This window comes from Streptomyces sp. NPDC004134 (genome assembly GCF_042874195.1).
GTDB lineage: Bacteria > Actinomycetota > Actinomycetes > Streptomycetales > Streptomycetaceae > Streptomyces.
Genome location: NZ_JBIAMS010000011.1, coordinates 1 through 23292 on the forward strand (window position 1 = coordinate 1; position 23292 = coordinate 23292).

19 protein-coding genes are annotated in these 23292 nt (G+C 75.2%); 8 read left to right on the plus strand and 11 right to left on the minus strand.

Features of this window, described 5'->3' with window-relative positions:
• Window positions 1-1580: 1580 nt before the first annotated feature.
• The 4 genes from ACFYVJ_RS15885 to ACFYVJ_RS15900 form a co-directional block, all read right to left on the minus strand.
• Window positions 1581-2807 (minus strand): globin domain-containing protein, encoded by a 1227-nt coding sequence (locus ACFYVJ_RS15885; RefSeq protein WP_388891383.1) that lies wholly within the window; start codon window positions 2805-2807, stop codon window positions 1581-1583.
• 84 nt (window positions 2808-2891) lie between these two features.
• Window positions 2892-3347, minus strand: coding sequence for a GNAT family N-acetyltransferase (locus ACFYVJ_RS15890; protein WP_388891808.1), 456 nt, complete (start codon window positions 3345-3347; stop codon window positions 2892-2894).
• 96 nt (window positions 3348-3443) lie between these two features.
• Window positions 3444-5516 (minus strand): polysaccharide pyruvyl transferase family protein, encoded by a 2073-nt coding sequence (locus tag ACFYVJ_RS15895; RefSeq protein ID WP_388891386.1) that lies wholly within the window; start codon window positions 5514-5516, stop codon window positions 3444-3446.
• On the minus strand, window positions 5513-6829 hold the full coding sequence (locus ACFYVJ_RS15900; protein WP_388891389.1) for a hypothetical protein: 1317 nt from the start codon (window positions 6827-6829) through the stop codon (window positions 5513-5515). Before ACFYVJ_RS15900 ends, ACFYVJ_RS15895 begins: the two co-directional genes overlap by 4 nt.
• A gap of 231 nt (window positions 6830-7060) precedes the next feature.
• Between ACFYVJ_RS15900 and prcB the strand changes: the two genes are divergently transcribed.
• Entirely contained in the window at window positions 7061-7930 is an 870-nt protein-coding gene (gene prcB, locus ACFYVJ_RS15905) for a proteasome subunit beta (RefSeq protein WP_388891811.1), read from the plus strand.
• Between the two features lie 131 nt (window positions 7931-8061).
• On the opposite strand, the gene ACFYVJ_RS15910 is transcribed toward prcB, so the two are convergent.
• From ACFYVJ_RS15910 to ACFYVJ_RS15920, 3 genes are all read right to left on the minus strand, one after another.
• The gene (locus ACFYVJ_RS15910) at window positions 8062-9024 is read right to left on the minus strand and encodes an aminoglycoside phosphotransferase family protein (protein WP_388891392.1); all 963 of its coding nucleotides are present in this window, start codon (window positions 9022-9024) and stop codon (window positions 8062-8064) included.
• Window positions 9025-9136: 112 nt separating this feature from the next.
• Window positions 9137-9361, minus strand: a complete 225-nt coding sequence (locus tag ACFYVJ_RS15915) for a DUF397 domain-containing protein (protein WP_388891395.1) — start codon at window positions 9359-9361, stop codon at window positions 9137-9139.
• 285 nt (window positions 9362-9646) lie between these two features.
• Window positions 9647-10405, minus strand: coding sequence for a S1 family peptidase (locus tag ACFYVJ_RS15920; protein ID WP_388891398.1), 759 nt, complete (start codon window positions 10403-10405; stop codon window positions 9647-9649).
• A gap of 218 nt (window positions 10406-10623) precedes the next feature.
• Between ACFYVJ_RS15920 and ACFYVJ_RS15925 the strand changes: the two genes are divergently transcribed.
• The 3 genes from ACFYVJ_RS15925 (at window position 10624) to ACFYVJ_RS15935 (ending at window position 13646) form a co-directional block, all read left to right on the plus strand.
• Window positions 10624-11214, plus strand: a complete 591-nt coding sequence (locus ACFYVJ_RS15925) for an exonuclease domain-containing protein (protein ID WP_388891401.1) — start codon at window positions 10624-10626, stop codon at window positions 11212-11214.
• Window positions 11215-11433: 219 nt separating this feature from the next.
• Window positions 11434-12717 (plus strand): SAV2148 family HEPN domain-containing protein, encoded by a 1284-nt coding sequence (locus tag ACFYVJ_RS15930; RefSeq protein ID WP_388891814.1) that lies wholly within the window; start codon window positions 11434-11436, stop codon window positions 12715-12717.
• Window positions 12718-12896: 179 nt separating this feature from the next.
• A complete protein-coding gene (locus ACFYVJ_RS15935) occupies window positions 12897-13646 on the plus strand; it encodes an exonuclease domain-containing protein (RefSeq protein WP_388891404.1) in 750 nt (249 codons plus the stop codon).
• Between the two features lie 322 nt (window positions 13647-13968).
• Here the strand turns inward: ACFYVJ_RS15935 and erm are convergent, their stop codons facing one another.
• Window positions 13969-14853 carry an ErmE/ErmH/ErmO/ErmR family 23S rRNA (adenine(2058)-N(6))-methyltransferase gene (erm, locus tag ACFYVJ_RS15940; RefSeq protein ID WP_388891407.1) on the minus strand — a complete coding sequence of 295 codons (885 nt, stop codon included), beginning with the start codon at window positions 14851-14853 and terminating at the stop codon, window positions 13969-13971.
• A gap of 476 nt (window positions 14854-15329) precedes the next feature.
• Between erm and ACFYVJ_RS15945 the strand changes: the two genes are divergently transcribed.
• Together ACFYVJ_RS15945 and ACFYVJ_RS15950 are read left to right on the plus strand one after the other, a co-directional pair.
• Entirely contained in the window at window positions 15330-16091 is a 762-nt protein-coding gene (locus ACFYVJ_RS15945) for a nucleotidyltransferase domain-containing protein (RefSeq protein WP_388891410.1), read from the plus strand.
• Window positions 16092-16160: 69 nt separating this feature from the next.
• The gene (locus ACFYVJ_RS15950) at window positions 16161-17426 is read left to right on the plus strand and encodes an MFS transporter (protein WP_388891413.1); all 1266 of its coding nucleotides are present in this window, start codon (window positions 16161-16163) and stop codon (window positions 17424-17426) included.
• Between the two features lie 68 nt (window positions 17427-17494).
• Here ACFYVJ_RS15950 and ACFYVJ_RS15955 read toward each other — a convergent pair whose 3' ends face one another.
• Window positions 17495-19390: an ABC transporter ATP-binding protein gene (locus tag ACFYVJ_RS15955; RefSeq protein WP_388891416.1), complete on the minus strand. Its 1896-nt coding sequence runs from the start codon at window positions 19388-19390 to the stop codon at window positions 17495-17497.
• Between the two features lie 188 nt (window positions 19391-19578).
• On the opposite strand from ACFYVJ_RS15955, the gene ACFYVJ_RS15960 reads away from it, so the two are divergent.
• Window positions 19579-21144, plus strand: coding sequence for a penicillin-binding transpeptidase domain-containing protein (locus ACFYVJ_RS15960; protein WP_388891419.1), 1566 nt, complete (start codon window positions 19579-19581; stop codon window positions 21142-21144).
• Window positions 21145-21271: 127 nt separating this feature from the next.
• Here the strand turns inward: ACFYVJ_RS15960 and ACFYVJ_RS15965 are convergent, their stop codons facing one another.
• Entirely contained in the window at window positions 21272-21808 is a 537-nt protein-coding gene (locus tag ACFYVJ_RS15965) for an FHA domain-containing protein (protein ID WP_388891817.1), read from the minus strand.
• A 147-nt stretch (window positions 21809-21955) separates the two neighbouring features.
• Between ACFYVJ_RS15965 and ACFYVJ_RS15970 the strand changes: the two genes are divergently transcribed.
• The gene (locus tag ACFYVJ_RS15970; protein WP_388891422.1) at window positions 21956-22438 is read left to right on the plus strand and encodes an NUDIX hydrolase; all 483 of its coding nucleotides are present in this window, start codon (window positions 21956-21958) and stop codon (window positions 22436-22438) included.
• Window positions 22439-22576: 138 nt separating this feature from the next.
• Here the strand turns inward: ACFYVJ_RS15970 and ACFYVJ_RS15975 are convergent, their stop codons facing one another.
• On the minus strand, window positions 22577-23197 hold the full coding sequence (locus ACFYVJ_RS15975) for a LysE family translocator (RefSeq protein ID WP_388891425.1): 621 nt from the start codon (window positions 23195-23197) through the stop codon (window positions 22577-22579).
• Window positions 23198-23292: the final 95 nt, after the last annotated feature.

Here is a 23292-nt window from a genome sequence, read left to right on the forward strand (position 1 = left end):
CTCGGCACGGCCGCGTGCCCACCGATGGGCGAAAGTCGACCCGAGAGGGCGATTCGCCCCGGCTCGCGAGGGGTGTTACCGCGAGTTACGGCCCAGTCCCTCCATCCGTGAGCCGCTGCAGGGAGTGGTCGGTCTCGGAATCGGCCGCGTGCGCGTCGATGGGCGAAAGTCGACCCGTGAGGGCGATTCGCCCCGGCTCGCGGGAGGTGTTACCGCAAGTTATGACCCAGTCCCTCCATCCGTGAGCCGCTGCAGGGAGTGGTCGGTCTCGGAATCGGCCGCGTGCGCGTCGATGGGCGAAAGTCGACCCGTGAAGGCGATTTGCCCCGGCTCGCAGGAGGTGTTACCGCGAGTTACGGCTCGATTCCTCCATTCGGGAGCCGCCGTCGGTGGTGGTGGGCTCTCAGTCGGCTGCGTGTGTGTCGATGGGCGAGAGTCGGCTTGCGAGGGTGGTTTGTCCGGGTTCGCGGCTCGGGCTGCCGGGAGTTTGGCTCGCTTGGGTTCGATCGGGGTGTTCTGGGCGGTGGTTGGCGTGGCTAGGTGGGCGAAAGTCTGGTCCGGTGGGCGGTTTGGGCTGATTTTCGGGGTGGGTTACCGCGAGTTCATCCCTGCCGCGTGCGCTCCCAGCCACCTGAAGGGCGGATGGCCCGGGGCGGTGCGGCTGGGTGGGCGAAAGTCGGCGCCTGGGCACCGATTCGGGCCGCATTCGAGGGTGTTACCGCGAGTTACGACTCAATCTCTCCGCTGCGGTAGTTCCGGCCGCGCCCCCTGCGGGCCGTCGCCGGGCGGATGCCCGTCGTGCGGCTGGGAGTTGGGCGGTGCTTCCCCGGGTGGGGCGGTGCTGGGTCCTGGCGGGCGCCGGGTGTTGCGTGTGATCGCCGCTGCGCCCGGAGCCGGGCTCTTCGGGGAGGCGGCTGCCGGGCCGGTGGGGCCCGATGCTCAAAAACCCACGTAGGGCCGTTCGTATACGAGACCGCCCACCCTGACGCCCTCCCTCCCCACGACGCCGGGCAGCCCGGCGGCGACAGCCGGCGACTACCGCGCCGCCGCCCCCGGTGCCGGGACGCCGCGCGAACGTGCGTAGCCCGCTGCCGACTCCCGCCCCCCCCGCTGCCGACTCCCGTCCCCCGGTGCCGACTTCCGTCCCCGGGCGCCGTCTCCCCCCTCCCCGGTGCCGACTTCCGCCCCCGAGTCCGTCTTCCGCGCCCCCGGTGTCGACTCCCGCCTCCCCGGCCACGGCTTCCGCCTCCCCGGCCACGGCTTCCGCCCCTCGGCGCCGGCTTCCGCCCCCCGCGCCCGGTGCTACCCGCCGGCCGGTCCGTCCGGCGGCCGGCCCTCGCCGCCCCCGTCGCTCGCCGCCCCCGGCCCTCGCCGCCCCCGTCGCTCGGCGCCCGCGTGCGCGGGGCCAGACCTGGCCACCAGCCCGCCCCGCCCCACCGCACCCCCGGCCGCCCCGTCCGCCTCAGCCGACCCAGCCGCACCAGCGGACCCAACAGCCCCAGCCCCGCCCCAACCCCGCTCCGCCCCCCCGCCCTTGGCACTCGCGAAGTCGCATGTGCCCCCGGACTACCCTCCCGCCCTCAGCGGTCCGCCGGGTTGATCCATTGCGGTTGCGACGGGTGCAAGAACCACGACGAGTGCCCCGGCTCCCGCCCGCCCCGTTCCGGCGGCGGTACGTGGTCGTGGGCGATCTGGTCCGGTGGCGTTCCGTACCCCCTCATCAACTCCCGTACGTCCGCAATGAACTGCGCGGGTCCCGACACGTACACCCGGTGCTTCTGCCAGTCCCTGTGCGCCGAGAGGGCCCTCTCCAGGTGGCGGGCCGTTGCGCCCTGGCGTTCCATGCCTTCCGGGGTGATCACCGTGATGTCCACCCACGAGTGGTGCTTCCGCAGCGCGTCCACGGCCTCCGGGTCGTAGAGGTGCGCGGGGCTGCGGGCGACCAGGAACAGCCGGGCCGTCGTCGGGGTCCAGCGGCGCACCATGTCCTCCAGCAGGGCGCGCATCGGGGCCCAGCCCGTGCCCGCCGCGATGAAGGTCACCGGCTGCCCCGCGCGCTTCGGGAGCACCGCCGTGCCCGCCGGCGCGCCCAGCCGGAGGGTGTCGCCGGGGACCGTCCGATCCACTAACACCGGGCTCAGCAGGCCGCCGTCGACCCTGCTGACGTGCAGGTCGATCGTGCGGTCGGCGCGCGGGGCGCAGCCTATGGAGTACGGGCGCCACACCCGCGGCACCTTCGGCGTGGAGACGCTGACGAACTGCCCCGCGGCGTACGGCAGCGCCTGGTCCGGGAGAAGGGTGAGCACCGTGACGCCCGGCGCGGCCTCGTGGCGGGCCACCACCCGGCAGTCCCACCAGCGCGGCGCCTGCTGCTTGTCGGCCTCCTCACTGCCGCCGATCATCGCCTCGGAGAGGATCTTGTACGCGCCGAGCCACGCCTGCTCCGTCTCCTCGTCCCAGGTGTTCGGCAGCCCGAAGCGCAGCGCCGCGATCAGGCTCTCGCCCACCGCCGCGTAGTGCTCCGGGCGGGCGTCGAACTTGCGGTGGTCGCGTCCCAGCGTCGCGAGGTAGCGGGGCAGGTCCGGGTCGTCGAGGCGCTGCACGACGTGGGTGAGGGCGGCGAAGAGGCGGTCACGCTGCTCGGACATGTCCGCGGGAAACAGCGCGCGGACCCCCGGATTGCGGGCAAACAGATGCGAATAGAAGTACTTGGCGACATGATCGGCTCTGCGCTCAACTCGGGCAAAACTCGCCCGGATTCGCTCGTTTGCATCCACGCACACGGACGGTACTGACCCATGGGTCACTTCTTCAACACGGCATCGAACAAGTTTCCCAAGTCGCCACCGAATGTCTGTTCCGCCCGGGCCGCATCAAGGGGAACGAACGCCTCAAAGGCGGATCTCCAGCAGCCGCCCCGGCCACACCGGCCGCCCCGGCCGCTCCACCGCGAACGTCCCGCTCGGCGTGAACCCCAGCCGCTCGTACTGCCGCGCCAGCGCCCCGTCACCGCCGCCGAAGCAGTCCACCCGCAGCAGCCCCACGCCCCGCCGCACCGCCTCCGCCCGCGCGTCCGCCACCAGCGCCGCGCCCACCCCGGCGCCGCGCAGCGCCCGGTCCGTCACCAGCAGCCGGACGTACAACTCCGGCTCCCCGGCCGCCGGTACGAACGACTGCGGCTCGTCCGCGAGCACGCACACCCCCGCGACCCCGCCCTCCGGCGTCTCCGCCACCCGCACGAGGAAGTCGCGCGCGTACTTCTCCATCTGCGCCACCCGCTCGGGCAGGCCGGAGAACGCCTCCGTGCCCCACTGGTCGGTCCGCCCCTGACTCGTCAGCCACGCCACCGCACCGTCGAGCAGCGCGAGCATGGCGGGGACGTCGGCGGGGCCTCCTGTACGTATCCTCATGCCCGGAATCTAACCGGGCCGTACGCCATGCGCCTACGGCGTTTCCCCCTGCAGCCCCAGCGCCGGCCGCAGCCCCGCCAGGTTCTCCCGCGTCACCTTCCACAGCACCCGCTGCCGGTCCAGCACGTCCGCCACCGCCGCGCCGTGGTCGTCGAGCACCGCCTCCGCCCGCTCCAGCAGCACCTCCGCCAGCCGCTCGTCGTCCACCCGCACGCCCCACTCCGGGCGCTCGATGTCGGCCAGGAAGTAGGCCAGCTTCGGGTGCGACACCAGGCTCAGCACCGGCGTGCCGCACCCGAACGGGATCATCCCCGCGTGCCCGCGCATCCCGATCACCAGCCGCGTCCGCCGGTACGCCGCGCGGATCTCGTCGTTCCCGAGGTCGTACAGCGCGTCCACGGGCAGCGCGATCCCGTGCTCCCGGCGCAGGTCGTGCGCGAACTGCTCGTCCGCCGTCATATGCGCCGCCACCCGCACGTCCACGCGCCCGCGCAGCGCGCGCACCGTCCGCGCCATCGCGTCCAGGAACCGCGGATAGCCGTCGCCGAAGCGCATCCCCGCCCTGTCGTACGCGCAGTTGACCAGCACCGTGTCCGCGCGCTCCACCTCGGAGCCGTCCCAGCCCGGCTGCAGCAGCCGGGTCAGGGTCGTGGGGCAGGGCTGGTACGCGACCCGGTCGCGCAGCCGCTCCGGCAGCAGCTCGCGCACCCGCTCCACCGAGCCGCGGTTGCGCAGCCCGAAGAACGCCGACCGCTCCACCAGCGCCGCCAGGCTCTCCCGGAAGCGGCTGCGGCGGTAGGACTGGCCGGGAAAGACGTTGTAGCCGACGGCGAAGACCGCCAGCGGCACGTCGATCCGGGCCAGCAGAGCGTCCGGTACGTTCCACTGCCACGCGCTGTTGCCGTTCGGCCAGGTGTCCGGCAGGAAGAGCCCGCCGCCGCCGACGACCAGCCCGCGGCGCGCGTTGACCTCCGCCAGCGCCTCCTCGTCGAACAGCCGGTGCACGGGGACCGGGTGCCACCGGCGCGCGGAGGCGTCCTGGCCGAAGCAGAGCCGGACGGCCTCGGGGAGGATCTTGTCGCCGGCGTTCTCCTGGCCGGTGGCGTACGCGGCGGCGTGCGCGAGCTGCGTGGAGACGACCGACGCCTCCCCGCGGTGCGCCGCGAACTCCGGCAGCCCGTAGCCGCCCTGGAGCAGCGCCTTGCAGGTGCGGTTGGTCGGCTCGGCGTCCAGGCCCTCGCGCGCGTACGCCCTGGACCGCTCCTCGTCGCCGCGCAGCCAGGCGAGCCGGGCGAGCTGGCTGAACGCCTTCGGCGCCAGCTCGGGGGCCGCGGCGGCGAGCAGCAGGTGGGTCTCGGCCTCGTCGTAGCGGGAGACGGCCATGAGCGCGGTGCCCATCGCGTCGTGGAAGCGCGGCTGGTTGGCCTGCGAGCGGGCGGCGGACAGGGCCTCCACGGCCTCCTCGTACGCGCCGATCGCGCGCAGCCCGAGTGCGGTGCGGCGGGCGAGGTCGGTGGTGGGGCGCAGCCGCAGCAGCGGCGGGCCGTAGTGGAGGAGCAGGTCGGGGTGCTGGCGGTGGGCGGGCAGGGTGCAGTACGCGCGCCAGAACCGCTCGTCCGTCAGCGCGTAGCGGGCGCGGGTCTCGTCGGACGGGTCGCGCAGGACGGCGAGGTCGGCGGCCACGAGCCAGCGGGGGTGCAGTTCTATGAGGTCGTCGTACGCGCCGGTGAGGTCGTCGTACGCGCCGGGGGCGGCCCCCGCCTCGCCGCCCCCGGCGGGGAGTTCGACGATCCGGGGGTGCAGCCGGCGGGCCGCGGCCAGGACGTCGTCGGGCAGGCCGTCGTGGCGGAGCAGGAAGTCCTCGCAGACGCCGGGGTTGGCGAGGGCGAGGCTGCGGAGCAGGTCGGGCAGCCCGGCGGCGTGCCCGGGGTCGGCGGCGTCGGCCCGGCAGACGAAGGCGACGCGGGGCGCGCGGCGGGCGGCCGCCGCCGCGGCCGGTGCGGGGCGGGCGGCCCCGGCCGGCAGGGGCGGGACCGGGCCGGGTATCTCGCGGGGGGCGAAGGACGCCGGGGCGGCGGCGGGGGAGCGGGGGGCGGAAGGGATCATCGCAGGGCGGTCCTCGTCTTCGTACGGTCCTTCGCCCGGGACGTGATCCAGCGGCGCTCCTCCGGCCGCAGCCGGCCGGCGCCGTGGACGTCGAGCCGCGGGCTGACGTCGAGGTGGTCCAGCAGCCGCAGCACGGTGAACGCGGCGCTGGTCTCCGGCCCCCAGCCGCCGTCGCCGAGCAGCGCCGGGTCCTGCAGCGGGCGGCGCAGCGACGCGTCGCCGAGCCCGTCCTGCGCGCCGGGCACCGCGCGCCTGACCGTCTCCCGCCAGGTCTCGCCGGGGTCGGCGAAGAGCAGCCGGACGCCGGCGGGCCGGTGCCACGACTCGCAGGCCGGATCGGCGACGGCGTGCACGTCGGCGCGTTCGCCGCCGCGGAAGTCGTCGCAGCGGACGACGAGTTCGTAGTCGCCGGCCTCCTCGAACCGGCCGGGCCCGACGACGACGCAGGCGGTCTTCCCGGCGACGAGGCCGCGGAAGTCGGCGACGCCGACGGGGCGGGCGCCCGCGAGCAGCGGATCGGCCATGCGGCCCTGGTCGAGGATCCGGCAGTACGTCCCGTACGCCCCGGCCAGTTCGCGCACCCGCGCGTCCCCGGCCCCGTACCGGCCCATCTGCTCGGTGACGTACGCGGTGAACGCCTCCCGCACCACCCCGGGCATCGCCTCGGCCCCGACGGCCGCGGCGAACGCCGGCCCGGCGACGGGGACGGCGGCCGTGGCCCCGGCTTCCGGCCCGCCGCCGGTCTCCGGGCCCCCGCCGGTCTCCCGGCCCCCGGCCGTGTCCGCAGGGAAGAGCCCCACCGCCGTCACCAGGCACGCGCGCTTCTCGCGGGCCATCGACAGCAGCACCGGCGTCTCCGGGTGCGTGCTGCCCAGCGCCAGCGTCCGGTCGTACGCCTCCGTCGCCGCCGCCGCGTGGCCCAGCGCGTCCAGGGCCTGCGCCCGCAGCCGCCACGCGGCGCGGGACTTCGCGCGCAGCGAGACACCGGTGGCCGCCAGCTCCACCGCCAGCAGCAACTCCCGCTCGCCGCCCGTCTCGACCGCCCGGTCACCGGCCCGCAGCAGGGTGTCGAACAGCTCCGCGCCGACCGGCTCGCGGCGCGGCGGCGGTGCGGTGCCGAGCAGCTCGCCGAGCGCCGCCACCAGTGCCGTACGGGCGGGCCCCGGGCCCACGCTGGGCGGCGGCGGATCCGCGGCGTCCTCCTCGGCCGTCAGCCCGGCCAGGTATCCGGTGCACACGCGGGCGCACTCCGCGAGCGCGAGCGCCTGTTCTGCCCGCGCCCGGCGGGACGGTCTGGATCGCGGACTCTTCATCGTGCTCCCGGTTCGTGCGAACAGGGTGCGACTGTTCCGCAGCCGCCGACGCCCGGTTTGGCCACGTGGCAGACGTGAGATGAACACTGCGCGAAGCTCAGGTCGCGGGCGCAGAATGCGGTCCCCGCCTGCTCCCGCGGGGGTACGGGTAGGGTCGGACGGTGCCTGAGCGGGACGCGCCAGGCCGCGGACGCGGCCGTCGCGGGCGGCCGGGCCCGAACGGCCGGACGGATCGAAGAGTCGACGAAGGGAACCGCCGTGGAGCACCTGCCGCCCGAATTCCTCACCCCCGGCTCGTCGTCGTTCGTGGACTTCCTCGCCGCCCACGCCCCGGAGCAGCTCCCCGCCAACCGCCGGCTCCCCGGCACCGCCGCCGGCACCGAGGGGGCCGCGGTCGACATCCCCCACGGCACCACCATCGTCGCCGCCTCCTACGCCGACGGCGTCCTCCTCGCCGCCGACCGCCGTGTCACGCTGGGCAACGGCATGATCGCGCACCGGGACTTCGAGAAGGTCTTCCCGGCCGACGAGTTCTCCGCGGTCGGCATCGCGGGTTCCACCGGCATGGCCGAGGAGATGGTCCGGCTGCTGCGCCTGGAGCTGGAGCACTACGAGAAGATCGAGACCGTGCCCCTCTCCCTGGAGGGCAAGGCCAACCGCCTCGGCACCCTCATCCGCGACAACCTCGGCCCCGCCATGCAGGGCCTCGCCGTCGTGCCGCTCTTCGCCGGGTACGACCCGCGCAGCGGGACCGCGCGGATCTACTCGTACGACATCACCGGCGGGCGCGCGGAGGAGAAGGGCTTCGGGGGGACGGGCTCGGGCTCCGTGTACGCGCGCGGGGCGCTGAAGAAGCTGTACCGCGAGGGCATGAGCCGGGACGACGCCGTGACGATGGCCGTGCAGGCGCTCTACGACGCGGCCGAGGACGACAGCGCCACCGGCGGCCCCGACGCCACCCGCCGGATCTACCCGCTCGTCTACACCGTCACCGCGGAGGGCTGCCGGCGGCTGGACGACGACCGGGCCGCCGAGCTGTCGCTTGCCGTGCTGGAGGGCCGCCGCGGCCGCCCGGACGGACCGAACGCACCGCTGGCGTAGGGCGGTTCGGGCCCGGCGGGCCTGCCGGGCCTGCCGGGCCTGCTGGGCCTGCTGGGCCGAAGCGTGCCGCCGACGGGGTGCGCCGCTACGGGCCCGCCGTACGCGGCGATGCACCCCCGGGCCCGTACCGACTACACCCCCGCGATCTCCGCCAGCAGCCGCGCCTCGCCCAGCACCCCGGCCCCGCCCGCCACGTCCCCGTGCTCCGCGCTCCACAGCGCCGCCTCCACCCGCCGGGCAACCGCCCACGCCGCGAGCCGCCCGCCGTCCTCGCCCAACTCGCCGGCGAGCAGCGCCAGCCGGGCGGCGACCGTGCGCGCCGGGTCGGCCGTGGCGAAGGGGTGGTCGATCTGCTCCAGCAGGGGGAAGGGGTCGTAGCCCGGGTCGCCGGTCATCGGCTTGGCGTCGATGGCCAGCCAGGGGCGGCGGCCCGCGGCGAGGATGTTGCCGGGGTTGAAGTCGCCGTGGACGACCACCTCGCGCCGGGCGCCGCCCGGCAGTTCGCGCAGCAGCCGCGCGCCGTGCGCGACGAGTCCCGCGTCGTAGCCGGGGCGCAGCCGCTCCATCCGCTCCTCCAGGAGGTCGGCCCACTCGGCGCAGACGTCCGCGACCCGCTCCAGTCCGCAGTCCCGCGGCACCGGGGCGCTCCACAGCTCGCGCAGCACCTCCGCGCCGAGCCGCAGCCGGTGTTCGGCGCCCAGCTCGCCGGCCGTGCCGAGTTCGGTGCCCGGCTTGCAGCGCTCCAGGAGCAGGGCGTAGTGACCGGGGTCGTGGGCCAGGAGACGCACGGCGCCGCGGCCGTCCCAGATCCGCAGTCCCTCGGCCTCGCCGGCGGCCTCGCGGTGCGGCCACGTCACCTTGAACACCGCGTCCCTGCCGTCCGGCAGCCGTGCGGGGGCCACCCAGGAGCAGCTTCCGCCCCTGAACGGGGCGCCGAGCCGCAGCGACCAGCGCGCACGCAACTTCTCCACCAGGTCCGGCAGTTCCGCCAGCCAGGCGCGTCCCGAGGCGTGCACGCGCATCTCGCCGAGGACCGGCAGGTCGGGCGGGAAGAGGGCCGGGGGGAGATCGGGGGGGTGCGCGCGGTCGTTCATCCCACGCACGCTACCCGCCGCGCGCCGGCTGCCGGGTGTCCTGCCCTGCGCTCCCGCCGGGCGTCCGCCCGTGCGCTCCCCGCCGGCGGCCGTCCGCGTGCCTCCCGCCGCGCTACGCCTCGAAGTCCCCCGACTTCACGCCGGCCACGAACGCCTCCCAGGCGGTCGCGGTGAAGACCAGCGCCGGGCCGTGCGGGTCCTTGCTGTCGCGCACCGGGACCAGGGCGGGGTGGAAGCCGTCCGCGACCTCCAGGCAGGCGGTCCCCGTACGGTCGCTGTAACTCGTCTTGCGCCACCTGGCGTCACTCAGGTCGAACCGGTCGTTCCATGCGGTCATGCCGCTCAGTCTTCCGTCCGGGACCGGAACGCGGCAAGAGATCGGCAGTTGGACAAAGCGGCACCCCGCCGCGGCCGGGATGTCCGCGGCGGAGCACCGCACGGTGGGGGGCCGGGGAGGAGGTGGCCGTCCCCACGAAGGGGTCCGCCCACCCGCCCCGCGCGCAGTCAGGCGGGACAGGCGGGGCAGGTGGGCGGGGAGTGGACGGATGCGCCCGGTCCGGGCGTGCCGGCGTACGGACCGGGTGCATCCGCCCGGCTTCAGGTGCCGTGCGGCGGGTGGGCCTCAGACACCGGCGATGGACTGGATCCAGGAGCGGTACCGCGTGACGTTCGTGTACGCGGTGGTGGTCTGCCGGTCGCTGGTGGACGCGACGCCGACCTGGGCGCCGTTCGCCATCATCGGACCGCCGGAGTCGCCGCCGGCCGTGATGCCGTCGCCGCGCCGGGCGCAGATGGCGTTGCCGCCGTAGGCGTCGCTGCAGCCGCCGGTGACGGTGACGTTGGCGACCTTCAGGTACTGGGACTGGCAGTTGATCTCGGAGCCGCACTGCGAGGTGGCGCCCCAGCCGTAGACCTGGACGTTCTGGCCGACCGTCACGGACCCGGGCTGGCCGAGCGTGGCGTACGTGGTGGAGACGGACCGGTCGATCCGGACCAGCGCCAGGTCGGAGGAGTGGGTGTAGGTCTGCACGCCGTTGGCGAGGGTGCCGCCGCTGGTCTGGTCGAGGCTGCCGATACGGAAGGAGAGCCCGCCGCCGCTGACGCAGTGCTTGGCGGTGAGGATCCAGGTGGGCGCGATGATCGACGCGCTGCACGTCTGGCGGCCGTTGGAGAACAGCCGCGCGGCCCAGGGGCCGCTCTGGGCGTAGCCGCCGCCGATGATCTTCGTGGACGGCGGCCCTTCGGGCGTACGGGCCTGGGCGGCCGCGGGGGCGTCGGCGCCGCGGGCGGACATGTGGTCCGCGGCGACTGCGGTGGTGCCGAAGGTGAGGGCGGCCAGCAGCGCGGCGACGAGTGTGGGGAGTGTCCTGGTTATTCGCAAGGTTCCTCGTTTCCTTCAGGCACGCGGGCTGGGTGGGCCCGCGCGTGGAGGGGCCAGGGAAGTACCAGCCGTCAGGATTCCGGAAACCGGGAGTTCGCGGTAATCACAACTTCCCATAACACGCCGCGATGGAAGCGGCGGCGGCGCTCTCCGGCGCCGCCCCCCGCCGCCCGAAAAGGCCGCGCGGCGCACGGTCGGCGCGTGCTTGGCTGGTCCGCATGACCACGCAACTCCTCGACCGCGTCCTCGTCGTCGACGTCGAAGCCACCTGCTGGGAGGGCCCGCCCCCGGCCGGGATGAGCCCGGAGATCATCGAGATCGGGCTCTGCGAGCTGGACGTGCAGACCGGGCAGCGGCTCTCGCGGCGTTCGGTGCTGGTCCGCCCCGAGCGCTCCGAGGTGAGCGACTTCTGCACTCGGCTGACCACGCTCACCCCCGAACAGGTCGCGGCCGGCGTCCCGTTCGCCGAGGCGTGCGCGCTGCTGCGGCACGAGCACGGCGCGCGGCAGCGGGTGTGGGCGAGCTGGGGGGACTACGACCGGCGGCAGTTCGAGCGGCAGTGCGCGGCCGGGGAGGTCGCGTACCCCTTCGGCAGGCGGCACGTGAACGCCAAGACGCTCTACGCGCTCGCCCACGGCCTCGGCCGCGAGCTGGGGATGGCCGAGGCCCTGGCGCACGCGGGCCGGGAGCTGGAGGGCACCCACCACCGCGGCGCGGACGACGCCTGGAACATCGCCGGGCTGCTCGCGGGCGTGCTGTGGGGCGGGCGGCCGGCGACCGCCCAAGTACCGCCCGGCGGCGGGGCGTAAGCGGCGCGGCAGACCGCCGGAGGGTCGTCCGCGGGCCCTCCGGGGGGCACTTGGCGGTCGTCCGCGGACCGTTCGCGGGTCGTTCGCCGCCCACCCGGGTGACAACCGCGGAACAGGGCACGGCAGTTGGGTTACCCCTGGCTCGATCAGGATGCGCCCCGGGGATCGTGGCAGTACGCTGCCGTGATCGTGGAGCTGGGCGCGGAAGGCGGTACGGGCGTGGGTGCGGGCGGTCTTGAGCTGCCCCCGGCAGGCGGTCCCGAGGATGAGGGCCGCGGGGGTGGCGGCTCGACCGAGCCGCCGCCGGGCGCGCCACCGCCGCCCGGGACGGTGTCGCTGGCCCGGCCGATGGAGATCGGCGCGGAGATCGGCTGGGGCCAGGACGACTGGGACGAGGTACGCACCCGCGCGGCGCGCGCGGGCCGGGCGTACATCTGGCTGAACGTGGTCGAGCAGCGGCTGCGCTCCGTCGTCGCCTCGGTGCTGCGCCCCGTCTACGAGCCGGTGCACGGCGAGGAGTGGGTCGTCGCCGCGGCGGGGCCCGCGGGCCAGGAGTGGGTGCAGCGGGCCGTCGCGGTGCGGGAGGTCAGCCGGCGCAAGGGCTACCTGCTGGACCCCGCCGACGACAACGTCATCAGCTTCCTGACGCTGCCGCAGTTGCGCGAGCTGATGGTGCAGCACTGGCCGTGCTTCGAGCCGTACCTCGACGACCGCCGCGACCTGGAACTGGCGCTCGACGAGCTGGAGGTCGCCCGCAACGTCGTCTCCCGCAACCGCGCGCTCTCCGGCACCGTGCTGGCCCAGGCCGAGCGCGCGGCGAGCCGGCTGCTGCGCCTCCTCGGCGCCGACGACCAGCCGCCGTCCGCGGACCGGCTGCCGGTCGACGCGGTGGAGGACCTGGTCGGCGACCGGTACGCGGACGTGGTCGGCGTCCACCCCGACCGGGTCGGGCTGCAGCGCGCGCTGCCGGCGGAGGACCTCTTCGGCGGCGCCCGGCGGCTGGACGCGATCGGCATCGGGCTCAACCTGCTGGTGCAGAACTACTCCGGCCGCCGGCTGGGCCGGCTCGCGGAGGGCGGCTGCCGGATCCGGCTGCTCTTCCTCAACCCGGCGAGCAGCACGGTGCGCCGCCGGGAGCGCGAACTGGGCATGAAACGGGGCGAGCTGGCGCGGGCGGTGGAGACGAACATCATCCACATGCGCCGCGTGCGGTCCCGGCTGCGCCCGCAGAGCGGCGGGGACGTCGCGGGGTCGTTCGACATCCGGGTCTTCGACGAGACGCCGCGGTTCACGGCGTACCTGATCAACGGCGACCGACCGGACGGGCTCGGCGTGGTGCAGACGTACCTGCGGCGGGCGCGCGGCGCGGAGGCGCCCGCGCTGGTGCTGCGGGCGGCGCGGCGTGAGCTGGTGCACGGGGAGGGCGGCGGCGAGCCGGGGCTCTTCGAGGTGTACCGGGAGGAGTTCGAGAGCTTCTGGACGGACGCGCGCCCGGTCTCCTGACGGCCGCCGCGCGCAACGTCCACGCCCTCCTCCGCGCCCTCACACCCCCTCCGCGCCACTTGTACACGTCTCTTGTCTACGCGCCTTGAGTGCTCCCCGATATCCGGAATCTGCAGGTCCGGTATGTCAGTGGCGGGTGAGAGTGTGGAGTCACTGGCCACGGAGCAGGGAGGGCGCCCATGGGGTGGTACGGGGAGCTGCTGGTCGGCTTCGACCTGGAAACGACCGGGACGGACCCGGGGGAGGCGCGGATCGTCTCCGCCGCCGTCGTGGAGGCCGTTCACGGCGTCCCGGCGCGCCGGCGGGAGTGGCTGGCCGACCCGGGTGTCCCGGTGCCGCCGGAGACGACCGCGATCCACGGGATCACCGACGAGCGGGCGACGGCCCACGGCCGTCCTGCGGCGGCGGTCGCGGACGAGGTGGCGGACGTGCTGGCGGCGCACTGGAAGCGCGGCGTGCCGGTCGTCGCGTACAACGCGACGTTCGATCTGACGCTGCTGGCGGCGGAGTTGCGCCGCCACGGGCTCGCGTCGATGCGCGAGCGGCTGGGCGGCGGGGAGGAGGGCCCGGTGATCGATCCGTATGCGATGGACCGGACGGTGGACCCGTTCCGGGAGGGCAAGAGGACGCTGGAGGCGGTCTGTGTGGAGTACGGGGTGGTGCTCGGCCGCGCGCACGACGCCGCGGAGGACGCGCTGGCGGCGGTCCGGCTGGCGGTGGCGATAGCCGAGCGGTACGGGGACGTGGCGTCGGCCGGCGCGTGGGACCTGCACCGCGGCCAGGCGGGCTGGCACGCGGAGCGGGCGGAGGGCTACCGCCAGTGGCTCGCTCGCCAGACCCGCGACGCGGGCTCGGCCCCGCTGCCGGACACGGCGACGGCGGAGCCGGTGCCGAAGAGGGGCTACGGGCCGGACGGGGCGGTGGCGTAGCCGGGGAAGGGAGAGGGTGCCGGTGGGGTGACGGGGGGCTTCACCGATTGCCCGGCGCGGCACCGGAGTCGGCGCGAGGCGTCCCGTGGGGAGGGGCTTGACCGCCGGTGCGCGTCGCCCGGCCCGAGGGCGCCGGGCAGGCGGCCCCCGCCCGCTTCGCGGGCGGCGGGCCGCTGCCGCGTCGGGCGCCCGGCTGCCGGCGCCGCAAGCCGGGCTTGCGACGCCGCCGGGCACCTGGGCGCACCGAGTTCGGGGGGCCAGACGGCGTACGTGTGCCGCCTCGCGCCCCCGCGCGGGGCCCCCGATCCGCCCGCTTGCCGGCTCAGCGCAGCGTTCTGTACAAGGCCAGCCACTGGGGCGGGGTGGCGTAGGCCACCACCGTGGTCTTCGGCAGGCCCGCCGTGCGGAACGCCGTCGTCAGACGGGACGCCGGATGGCCCGCGCGGCGCAGGGACGCGTACAGACTCCCGCCCGCGCCGCCGAAGCCCGTCTCGACCATGCGGCGGTACGCCGCCTCCTCGCCCCGCGGCAGCAGCGGCTCCGCGCGGCGGTCGATCCGCAGCACCGCCGAGTCCACCCGCGGCACCGGCCGGAACGACTCCCGCGGCACCCGCCCGCGCAGCCGCCACTCGTGCCACGGCCAGGTGCGCACGGTCAGCAGGCTCCAGCGCCCGTAGTCCCCGGTCCGCTTGCGGGCGTACTCGAGCTGGGTGACGAACGTCGCCGACTCCAGCCGCGGCGCGCGCAGGCACCAGTCGACGATCTCGGAGGTCCGCGCGTACGGGACGTTGCCCACCACCGCGAACGGCTCCCCCGGCGGCCGGGCGGTGAGGAAGTCCTGCCCCACGACGCGGACATGGGGGTGGGCGGCCATCCGGGTGCGCAGGCCGGCCAGCAGCCGGCGGTCGATCTCGTAGGCGATCAGCTCCCGGCAGTGCGGCGCCAGTGCCTCGGTCAGCGTCCCGGTGCCGGCGCCGACCTCGACGACGAGCCCGCCGCCGGCCTCCGGCGCCGCGAGCCGCACCACGCGCCGCGCGACGGCGGGTCCTGCCAGGAAGTTCTGCGAGAGGGAGAGGGAGACGGACCGGGATCCGGTGCCCCGGGCCCCCGCGGGGGAGCCGCGGCGGCGGTTCGTACGGGCGTTGCCGCCGGTGGTCGCGCGGGCGTCGGCGCGACGGTTCGTATCGGAGTCCGCGCGTGCGGACATGCGTCGGTGAGAGCGGGCCACAGCCTGCCGTCCTTCCGGAAAGAAGTGCGTTCCTGGACTGGCGGATGGCCCTGGCCGGGCAGCGCGACGTCGGCCCTCGGCGGGGCACGTGAACGTGAAGGGAAAAGCCCGGCGGGCGCGCTCAGCGCGCGGTGATCGCGGGGCCTGCGACGGGGTCGCTCAGCGGGAAAGCCGTCCCGGGCTGCCGGTCAGGGCGCCGGAACCACGCGGTGGCGATACGGCACGAGGGAGAAGAACGCGCGCCGCGCACCTGCGTGGCCACCGGTGCACAGACGGGTCATCCCGCCGGTGCCCGCGCAGCAGCAGCCCGCCACACCGTCTCCTTGCCTCGGATGCACTTCCGCCCCCACCCTAACCGCCCGCCCGCCGCCCGCGCACATCCCTTTCCCGCCCCGGCCCCGCACGCTCGGTGCAGGGGCTGCTACGCTCCCGCCTGGGCCGGACCCGGGAGCGAGATGACCACCGCTGCCTTTCCCACCTCCCTGCACCGCACGGTGCTGGAGGTGGTGCTGACGGAACTGCGCGCGGACCCAGACGTCCGCGGTGTCCTGCTGTCCGGATCACTCGCCCGCGGCACCGGACGTCCCGACTCCGATCTCGACGTCCTCGTGGTCACCGCCCTCGACCCGGTACGCCGCGCCCCCTGGCGGTCCCGCCGCCGCCCGCTGCCCGTCGACCTCGTGCCCCGTACCGCCGAGCAGTGGCGCTCCTGCTTCGCCCCGCACCGCGTCGGCGACGAGTCCTGGGGCTACGCCTTCCTCGACGGCGTCCCGCTGCACGACCCCGACGGCGCCGTCGCCGCGCTCACGGCCGACGCCGCGGCCATCCACGCCGGCTACCGCACCCCCGCACCCGTCAAGGCGCACTACGCCGAGTTCTGGGCCCACGTCGTACCCAAGATGCAGGCCGTCCGCCAGCGCGGCGACCCCGTGGAGACCGGCTGGGCGGCGGCCGTGATGACCAACGAGCTGATGCGCACCCTCTGGGCGGCCAACGACCTGCCCAACCCCTCGCTCGACCTCGGCACCTGCCAGCGCCACCTGGACGACCTCAGGGCCCCCGCCGGCGCCACCGACCTGATGCGCGCCGTGCTGCGCGCCGCCCCGCGGGACGCGCTGCGGCTGCAGTTGGAGCTGGTCGCGGACGTCCTGCCGCTGCTGGCCGCGCGCGAGGCCGCACCCCCGCCGCCGGGCGCGAAGGGCGGAGCATACCGCTAGCGGGGCCCCCGGGACGGGACGAACGCGCTCCGTTTTCCCCGTGCCCCGGCGGCACGGCAAGCTCCCTCCATGGCATCCGCATCCCCCTGGCGCGTGCCCGCCTTCCGACGGCTGTACGCCGCCACCGCCGCCGATCAGATCGGCATCCAGGTCGGCCATCTGGCCCTTCCGCTGGTGGCGCTCGGCCTCGGTGCGAGCCCCGGTCAGATCGGCCTGCTGGCCGCGCTCGGCACCTCCGCGTACCTGCTGATCGGCCTGCCCTCAGGAGTGTGGGTCGACCGGCTCGGCTGCGTGCCGGTGCTGGTGACCGCAGCCCTGGCGCGGGTCGTGCTGCTCACCGCCGTTCCGCTGGCCTGGTGGTTCGGCACGCTCACGCTGCCGCACCTGTACGCGGCCGTGCTGCTGGCGGGCTGCGCCACGGTCTTCTTCGACGTCGCCTCGCACAGTTGCCTGCCCGCGGTGGTCGGGCGGGAGGCCCTGGTGCGGGCGAACGCGGGCGTCGTCAGCCTGTACGCGGTCGGCAGCGTCGCCGGGCGCGGGGTCGGCGGGCTGCTGGTGGAGGTGCTGACGGCGCCGGTCGCGGTCGCGGCACAGGCCGTCAGCCACCTCGCCGCGGCCATATCGCTCACCGGCATCCGCGGCGGCAGTTCGCACCGCGATAGGCCGGCGCCGGCCGCCTCGCGCCGGCTGGCCGCCGAGATGCGCGCCGGGCTGCGGCACGTGCTCGGCAGCCGCGAACTGCGCCCGCTCGCGCTCGGCGCGGCGCTCGCCAACCTCGGGGCGCAGACCGTCAACACGATGGTCCCGGTGCTCTTCGTCGGCCAACTCGGGCTGCCCGCCTGGATCCTGGGCGGCTACTGGGTGCTCTGCGGCGCCGCCATTTTCGTCGGCGCCCGGCTCGCCCGGCCGCTCGCCGCCCGGCGGGGGTGCGGGTGGACCCTGGCCACCGCGGGGCTGTGCGTGGCACCGGCGGCGCTGCTCGTACCGCTGCTGAGCCGGCCGCCGTGGCTGTGCGTGGCGGGGGCCGCGGGAATGGCGCTGGTGTCGGTGAAGATCGGCATCGACAACGTGCTGGGGCTGAGCCTGCGGCAGGGGCTGACGCCCGACGCGCTGCTCGGCCGGATGAACGCGACCTTCCGGTTCCTGCTGATGGGTTCGGTCGCGCTGGGCTCGGCGCTGTCCGGGGTGATCGGGGAGTTCGCGGGGGTACAGGCGGCGCTGTGGACGGGGGCGGTGATCCTGGTGGTGGCGGCGCTGCCGCTGTACTTCTCGCCGGTACGCGCCCGCCGCCACCTGCCGGGCACGCCGGTCCCGGAGCCGGACCCGGTCGCCTGACGCGGACCCCGCCGGCACCCTGCCGGCGGAGCCCCTGCGCCGCGCCCCCGCCCCGTACGCCTCCGGCCCTACGCCTCCTGGACCACCAGCTCCCCGGCCCCGCCGTCCTCCGCGAACTGCGTCCGGTACAGCTCCTCGTACCGGCCGCCGGCCGCCAGCAGTTCCGCGTGCGTGCCCCGCTCCACGATCCGGCCCTCCTCCACCACCAGGATCTGGTCAGCGGCCCGCACCGTGGACAGCCGGTGGGCGATCACCACCGCGGTGCGCCCGGCCAGCGCCTCCGCCAGGGCCTCCTGCACCGCCGCCTCCGAGGTGGAGTCCAGGTGCGCCGTGGCCTCGTCCAGCACCACCACGCGCGGCTCCGCGAGCAGCAGCCGGGCGATCGTCAGCCGCTGCCGCTCGCCGCCCGACAGCCGGTAGCCCCGCTCGCCGACGACGGTGTCCAGGCCCTCCGGCAGCCCCGCCATCAGCGCGTCCAGCCGCGCCTTGCGCAGGGCGTCCCACAGGTCCGCGTCGGTGGCGTCCGGCCGCGCCAGCAGCAGATTCTCGCGGACCGACTCGTGGAAGAGGTGCCCGTCCTGGGTGACCATGCCCAGCGTCGCGCGCACCGAGGCGGCGGACAGCTCGCGGACGTCCACGCCGCCGAGCCGCACCGCGCCGCCGTCCGTGTCGTACAGCCGCGGGATGAGCTGCGCGATCGTCGACTTGCCCGCGCCCGAGGAGCCGACGAGGGCGACCATCCGGCCGGGCTCCGCGCGGAACGAGACCCCGTGCAGCACCTGTGCGCCGGCCTTGGTGTCGAGCACGGCGACCTCCTCCAGCGACGCGAGCGACACCTTGTCGGCGGCCGGGTAGCCGAAGTCCACGGCGTCGAACTCCACCGCCACCGGGCCCTCCGGCACCTCCCGGGCGTCCGGCTTCTCGGCGACCAGGGGCTTGAGGTCCAGCACCTCGAAGACCCGCTCGAAGCTGACGAGCGCGCTCATCACCTCCACCCGCGCCCCGGCCAGCGAGGTCAGCGGCGCGTACAGGCGGGTGATGAGCAGGGCGAGGGCCACGACGGAGCCCGCGTCCAGGGTGCCGCGCAGCGCGAACCAGCCGCCGAGGCCGTAGACGAGCGCGAGGGCGAGGGCGGAGACGAGGGTGAGGGCGGTGATGAAGAGGGTCTGCACCATCGCCGTGCGGATCCCGATGTCCCGTACGCGCGCCGCCCGGTCGCGGAACTCCGCCGACTCCCGCTCCGGCCGCCCGTACAGCTTGACGAGCGTGGCGCCGGCGGCCGAGAAGCGCTCGGTCATCTGGGTGCTCATGGCGGCGTTGTGGCCCGCGGCCTCGCGCTGCAGCCGGGCGAGCCGGGTGCCCATGCGGCGGGCCGGCAGCACGAAGACGGGCAGCAGCACGAGCGCGAGGAGGGTGATCTGCCAGGAGAGCCGCAGCATGACGGCGAGCGTGAGCAGCAGGGTCACCAGGTTGCCGACGACGCCGGAGAGGGTGTTGCTGAACGCGCGCTGGGCGCCGAGGACGTCGTTGTTGAGCCGGCTGACGAGGGCGCCGGTGCGGGTGCGGGTGAAGAACGCGACCGGCATACGCTGCACGTGGTCGTAGACCGCGGTGCGCAGTTGCAGGATGAGCCCTTCGCCGATACGGGCCGACAGCCACCGCGCCACCAGCCCGAAGCCCGCCTCGGCGACGGCGATGGCGGCGATCAGCAGCGCCAGGGAGACGACGCGGCCCCGGTCGGCGTCGGTGACGATGGCGTCCACGACCCGGCCGGCGAGCAGCGGCGTGGCCACGGCCAGTGCCGCGGTCACCACGCTGAGCAGCAGGAACCACTTCAGCAGGCGCCGGTGCGGCTGGGCGAACCGCCAGATCCGCCCGAGCCCGGCCCGCGACAGCGGGCGCTTGTCCCGCTGCGCGGTGACCGTGCTGTGGAGCGACTGCCAGGCGGTGGCCTGCATGTCCATCGGGTTCTCCCGTCTCGTGGTGCGCGGCCGGTGCGGCGGCCTGCCCCGTAAAGCTAGAACTTCAACCTTGGTTCAGTGCAACCGCGGGGTGTCGGAGGCCGCGGGTAGAGTCGTGGGCGGCCCGGGGGAGGGGCCTCGACGGCAGGGGGACGCGCATGCGAACCGGAGCCAAAGCAGTTTTATGCCTGGTGCTCGCCGGGATGGCCGCGCTGGCCGTGTTCGGCGTCACGAGCATCTACCAGGCCGTCGCCGGCGACGACGGCCCCGGCGTGCCGACGGGACCGCCCAGCGCGGCCGAAGTGCGCACCACCGCCCGTGACTTCCTCGCCGCCTGGGCCGGCCGGCGCCCCGGCGAGGCCGCCGGGCTGACGGACTACGCCGCCGAGGCACGGCCGGTGCTCGGGGCGTACTTCACGGACGCCCTGGTGCGGAAGGTCACCCTGGAGCCGGGCGCGGCCCGGGGCGCCACGGTGCCGTTCTCGGTGACGGCGCGGATCGTGGCCGAGGGGCACGCGAAGACGTGGACGTACGACTCGGAGCTGACGGTCGTACGCGGCCGGACGACCGGCAAGCCGCTGGTCGACTGGGACCCCTCCGTCGTGCACCCGGCGCTGGCCGGCAACCGGCGGCTGGTGACCCGGGAGGGCGAGACCCCGCAGGTGGTCGCGGTCGACGCGGACGGCAGGACGCTGAGCGAGGAGAAGTACCCGTCGCTGGGCCCGGTCCTCGCCCAACTGCGCGAGCGGTACGCCGGGAAGCTGCGCGGCGAGCCCGGCATCGAGGTGCTCGTCGAGCAGACCGACGGCGCACAGCGCGTCAGGCCGCTGCTCGGCGTCTCGGAGGGCAGGCCCGCGAAGCTGCCGACGACCCTGGACGCCGGGGTGCAGCAGGCGGCGGAGGAGGCGGTACGGGACCACCGCCGGGCCTCGGTCGTGGCCGTCCGGCCCTCCACCGGCGAGATACTCGCGATCGCCAACGCCAAGGGCGGCGGGGAGTTCAACAACGCGCTGCAGGGCGCGACGGCGCCCGGTTCCACGTTCAAGATCATTACGGCGTCGGCGCTGCTGGCCGGGGGCGTGACGCCGGAGACGCCGGTGGGCTGTCCCCGCACCTATGCGCACGACCAGGGCATGACCTTCCACAACGTGGAGGGCGGCGAGATCGGGGACGCCACCTTCGCGCAGGACTTCGCGCAGTCCTGCAACACCGCGTTCGTCTCGCTGAGCGACCAACTGGCCGACGGCGAGCTGGCCGAGACCGCCCGCCGCTGGTTCGGCCTCGGCGAGGACGACTGGCGGACGGGGGTATCGACCTTCGACGGCGCCGTGCCGGTGGCGGCGGGCGACGAGAAGTCCGCGGCGCTCATCGGCCAGGGCCAGGTGCAGATGAACCCGCTGAACATGGCGTCGGTCGCCGCCACCGTCGCCTCGGGCGGCTTCCGGCAGCCGGTGCTGCTCCCCCGCTCGTTCGACGACCGCGAGGTCGCCACGGCCGAGCCGCTGCCGCCGGCGGTGGCGGCGGACCTGCGGCGGATGATGGAGCTGACCGCGGCCGACGGCACGGCCGCGGGCCTGGGCCTGGGCGCCGGGGCGGGCGCGAAGACCGGCTCGGCGGAGGTCGACGGGCAGGAGCGGCCGGACAGTTGGTTCACGGCGTACCGCGGCGACGTGGCCGCGGCGGCGGTGGTGCCGGAGGGCGGCCACGGCAGCGAGGCGGCGGGCCCGGTGGTGAGCGCGGTGCTGGCGGCGGGGTGAGCCGCGGGGGCGCGGCCCGTACGGCGTCGGCGGCGGGGCGGGCATGCCAGGGGCGTGGCCCGTACGGCACGGACTCCGGTGCTGCGCGCCCGCGCCCCGGCCGCCCCCTCCCCGGCCGGCCCCGCGGTCAGCGGGCCGTCAGCAGGTACCGGGTGTGGCCGAAGCCCAACTGGTCGCCCGGCCGCACCGGCGCCTCGCCCGTCAGCCGGCGGCCGTTGATGAACGTCCCGTTCGTCGAACCCAGGTCCCGCAGCAGCCACACCCCGCTCGCGCACCGCAGCTCCGCGTGCATCCGCGAGACCGTCTCCTCCATCAGCCGCAGCCCGTTGCGCGGATCGCGCCCTATGCGCAGCGGGATCGTGCCCGGTGCCGGGAGCATCAGCGGCGGCAGCCGCTCCGCCTGCCACGCCTGCTTGACCCGCACCCCGAGCGACGACGCCTTGGCGACCGTGCCGAGGATCGCCCGCGTCAACCGCCCCTCGCGCGGCGGCAGATCGGCGGTCAGCGCCGCCAACTGCTCGTGGGAGTAGGCGGCGAAGGCCAGGTCCACGCGGGCCAGGAAGGTGTCCTGGGACAGCCGGCCGTCGGCCGCGCCGTCGCGCAGCAACTCGATCGCCCTGTCGCGCTCTTCGTCGGAGACGCGCGGGATCCCCGCCGGGGGCATGGGGAACGAGGAAGACGTGGGGTGGTCGGAGCCTGACACCTTGGAATTGTCGGGCTGGGCGGCGGTGGGTGTCCAGTACGCTTCCGTTCCCGTACGTACCCGTGACAAATGATCGACGCACAGGCCACAGCGGTTAGGCTCGGCCGCATGCGCACACCCCGCCGCGCCGCCCGCCTTGCGCTCCTCGACCCGGACGGCGCGATCTTCATGTTCCGCTACGACGACGTGGAGGCCGGCATCCACTGGGCCACCCCCGGCGGCGGCCTCGACCCCGGCGAGCGCCCGCGCGCGGGCGCGGTGCGCGAGCTGCACGAGGAGACGGGCTGGACGGACGTCGCGGCCGGTGAGCTGCTGTGCACCTGGGAGCACGACTTCACCCGGCAGGGCGTGCCGGTGCGCCAGCACGAGCACATCTACCTGGCCGCCGGGCCGCGCCGCAAGCCCACCGCCGAGGCGGTCGCGCGGCACCCGGAGGACCGCATCCTCGGCTGGCGCTGGTGGTCTCCCGCGGAGGTGGCGGAGCCGTACGAGCCGCTCTGGCCCCCGCCGTTGGCCCGCCTGCTCACGGAACGGCACGAAGGACCGGTGGACCTGGGCTACCTCCCGGTCGCCCCGACGCACAGGGCGTAGCTTCCGCTACGGACTATCCGGCGCCCTCGGTCGTGACGTGGCGCACGGGCTCGTCACGTTCCGGTCAGGTTCGTGTTCCGGCCCGTACGGCCCGGGCCCCGCCCCGCGCCGGGCGGCCCCGCCGGACAGGGCGCCTCCTCAGTGCTCCACGGCCAGCCGGATCCCCAGCGCCACCAGCACCGTGCCGGACACCTGCTCCAGCCGCTTGCGCACCCCCGCGCGCGACAGCAGGCCCTTCAGCCGCCCCACGAACCACACGTACACCGCGTACCAGCCGACCTCGTACACCGCCCACAGCGCCGCGAACGCGACCGTCGTCGCCAACTGCGGCGCCGACGCGGGCACGAACTGCGGCAGGAACGACATCGCGAAGATGCCCACCTTCGGATTCGCCAGGTTCAGCAGCAGCCCCGAGCGGTACGCCCGCCACGACGTGACCTCGGGCCCCGCCCGGTCCGCGAACTCCGCCACCGTCCCGCGCCGCGCCGCGCGCAGCGCCTGCACCCCGAACCAGATCAGCACCGCCGCGCCGATCCAGCGCAGCACGTCGTACGCCATCTGCGAGGCCGCCAGCAGCGCCGTGAGGCCGAACGCGGCGACCGCGCCCCACAGGAAGACCCCCGTCTCGTTGCCCAGCACGGTCATCATCCCGGCGCGGCGGCTGTGCATGGAGTTGCGGATGATCAGGACCGTGCTGGGTCCAGGCGTCGCGGCGATCAGCGAGCAGGCCCCGAGGAAGGCGAGGAGTGTCGTGAGCATCCTCCATCCTGGGCCGGGCGCAAGCGGAGGCGCCATCGAATTAACGAGACCTTTCCGGCATGGACAGCGCGCCGCGCGCCCCGGCAGGCTGGTGC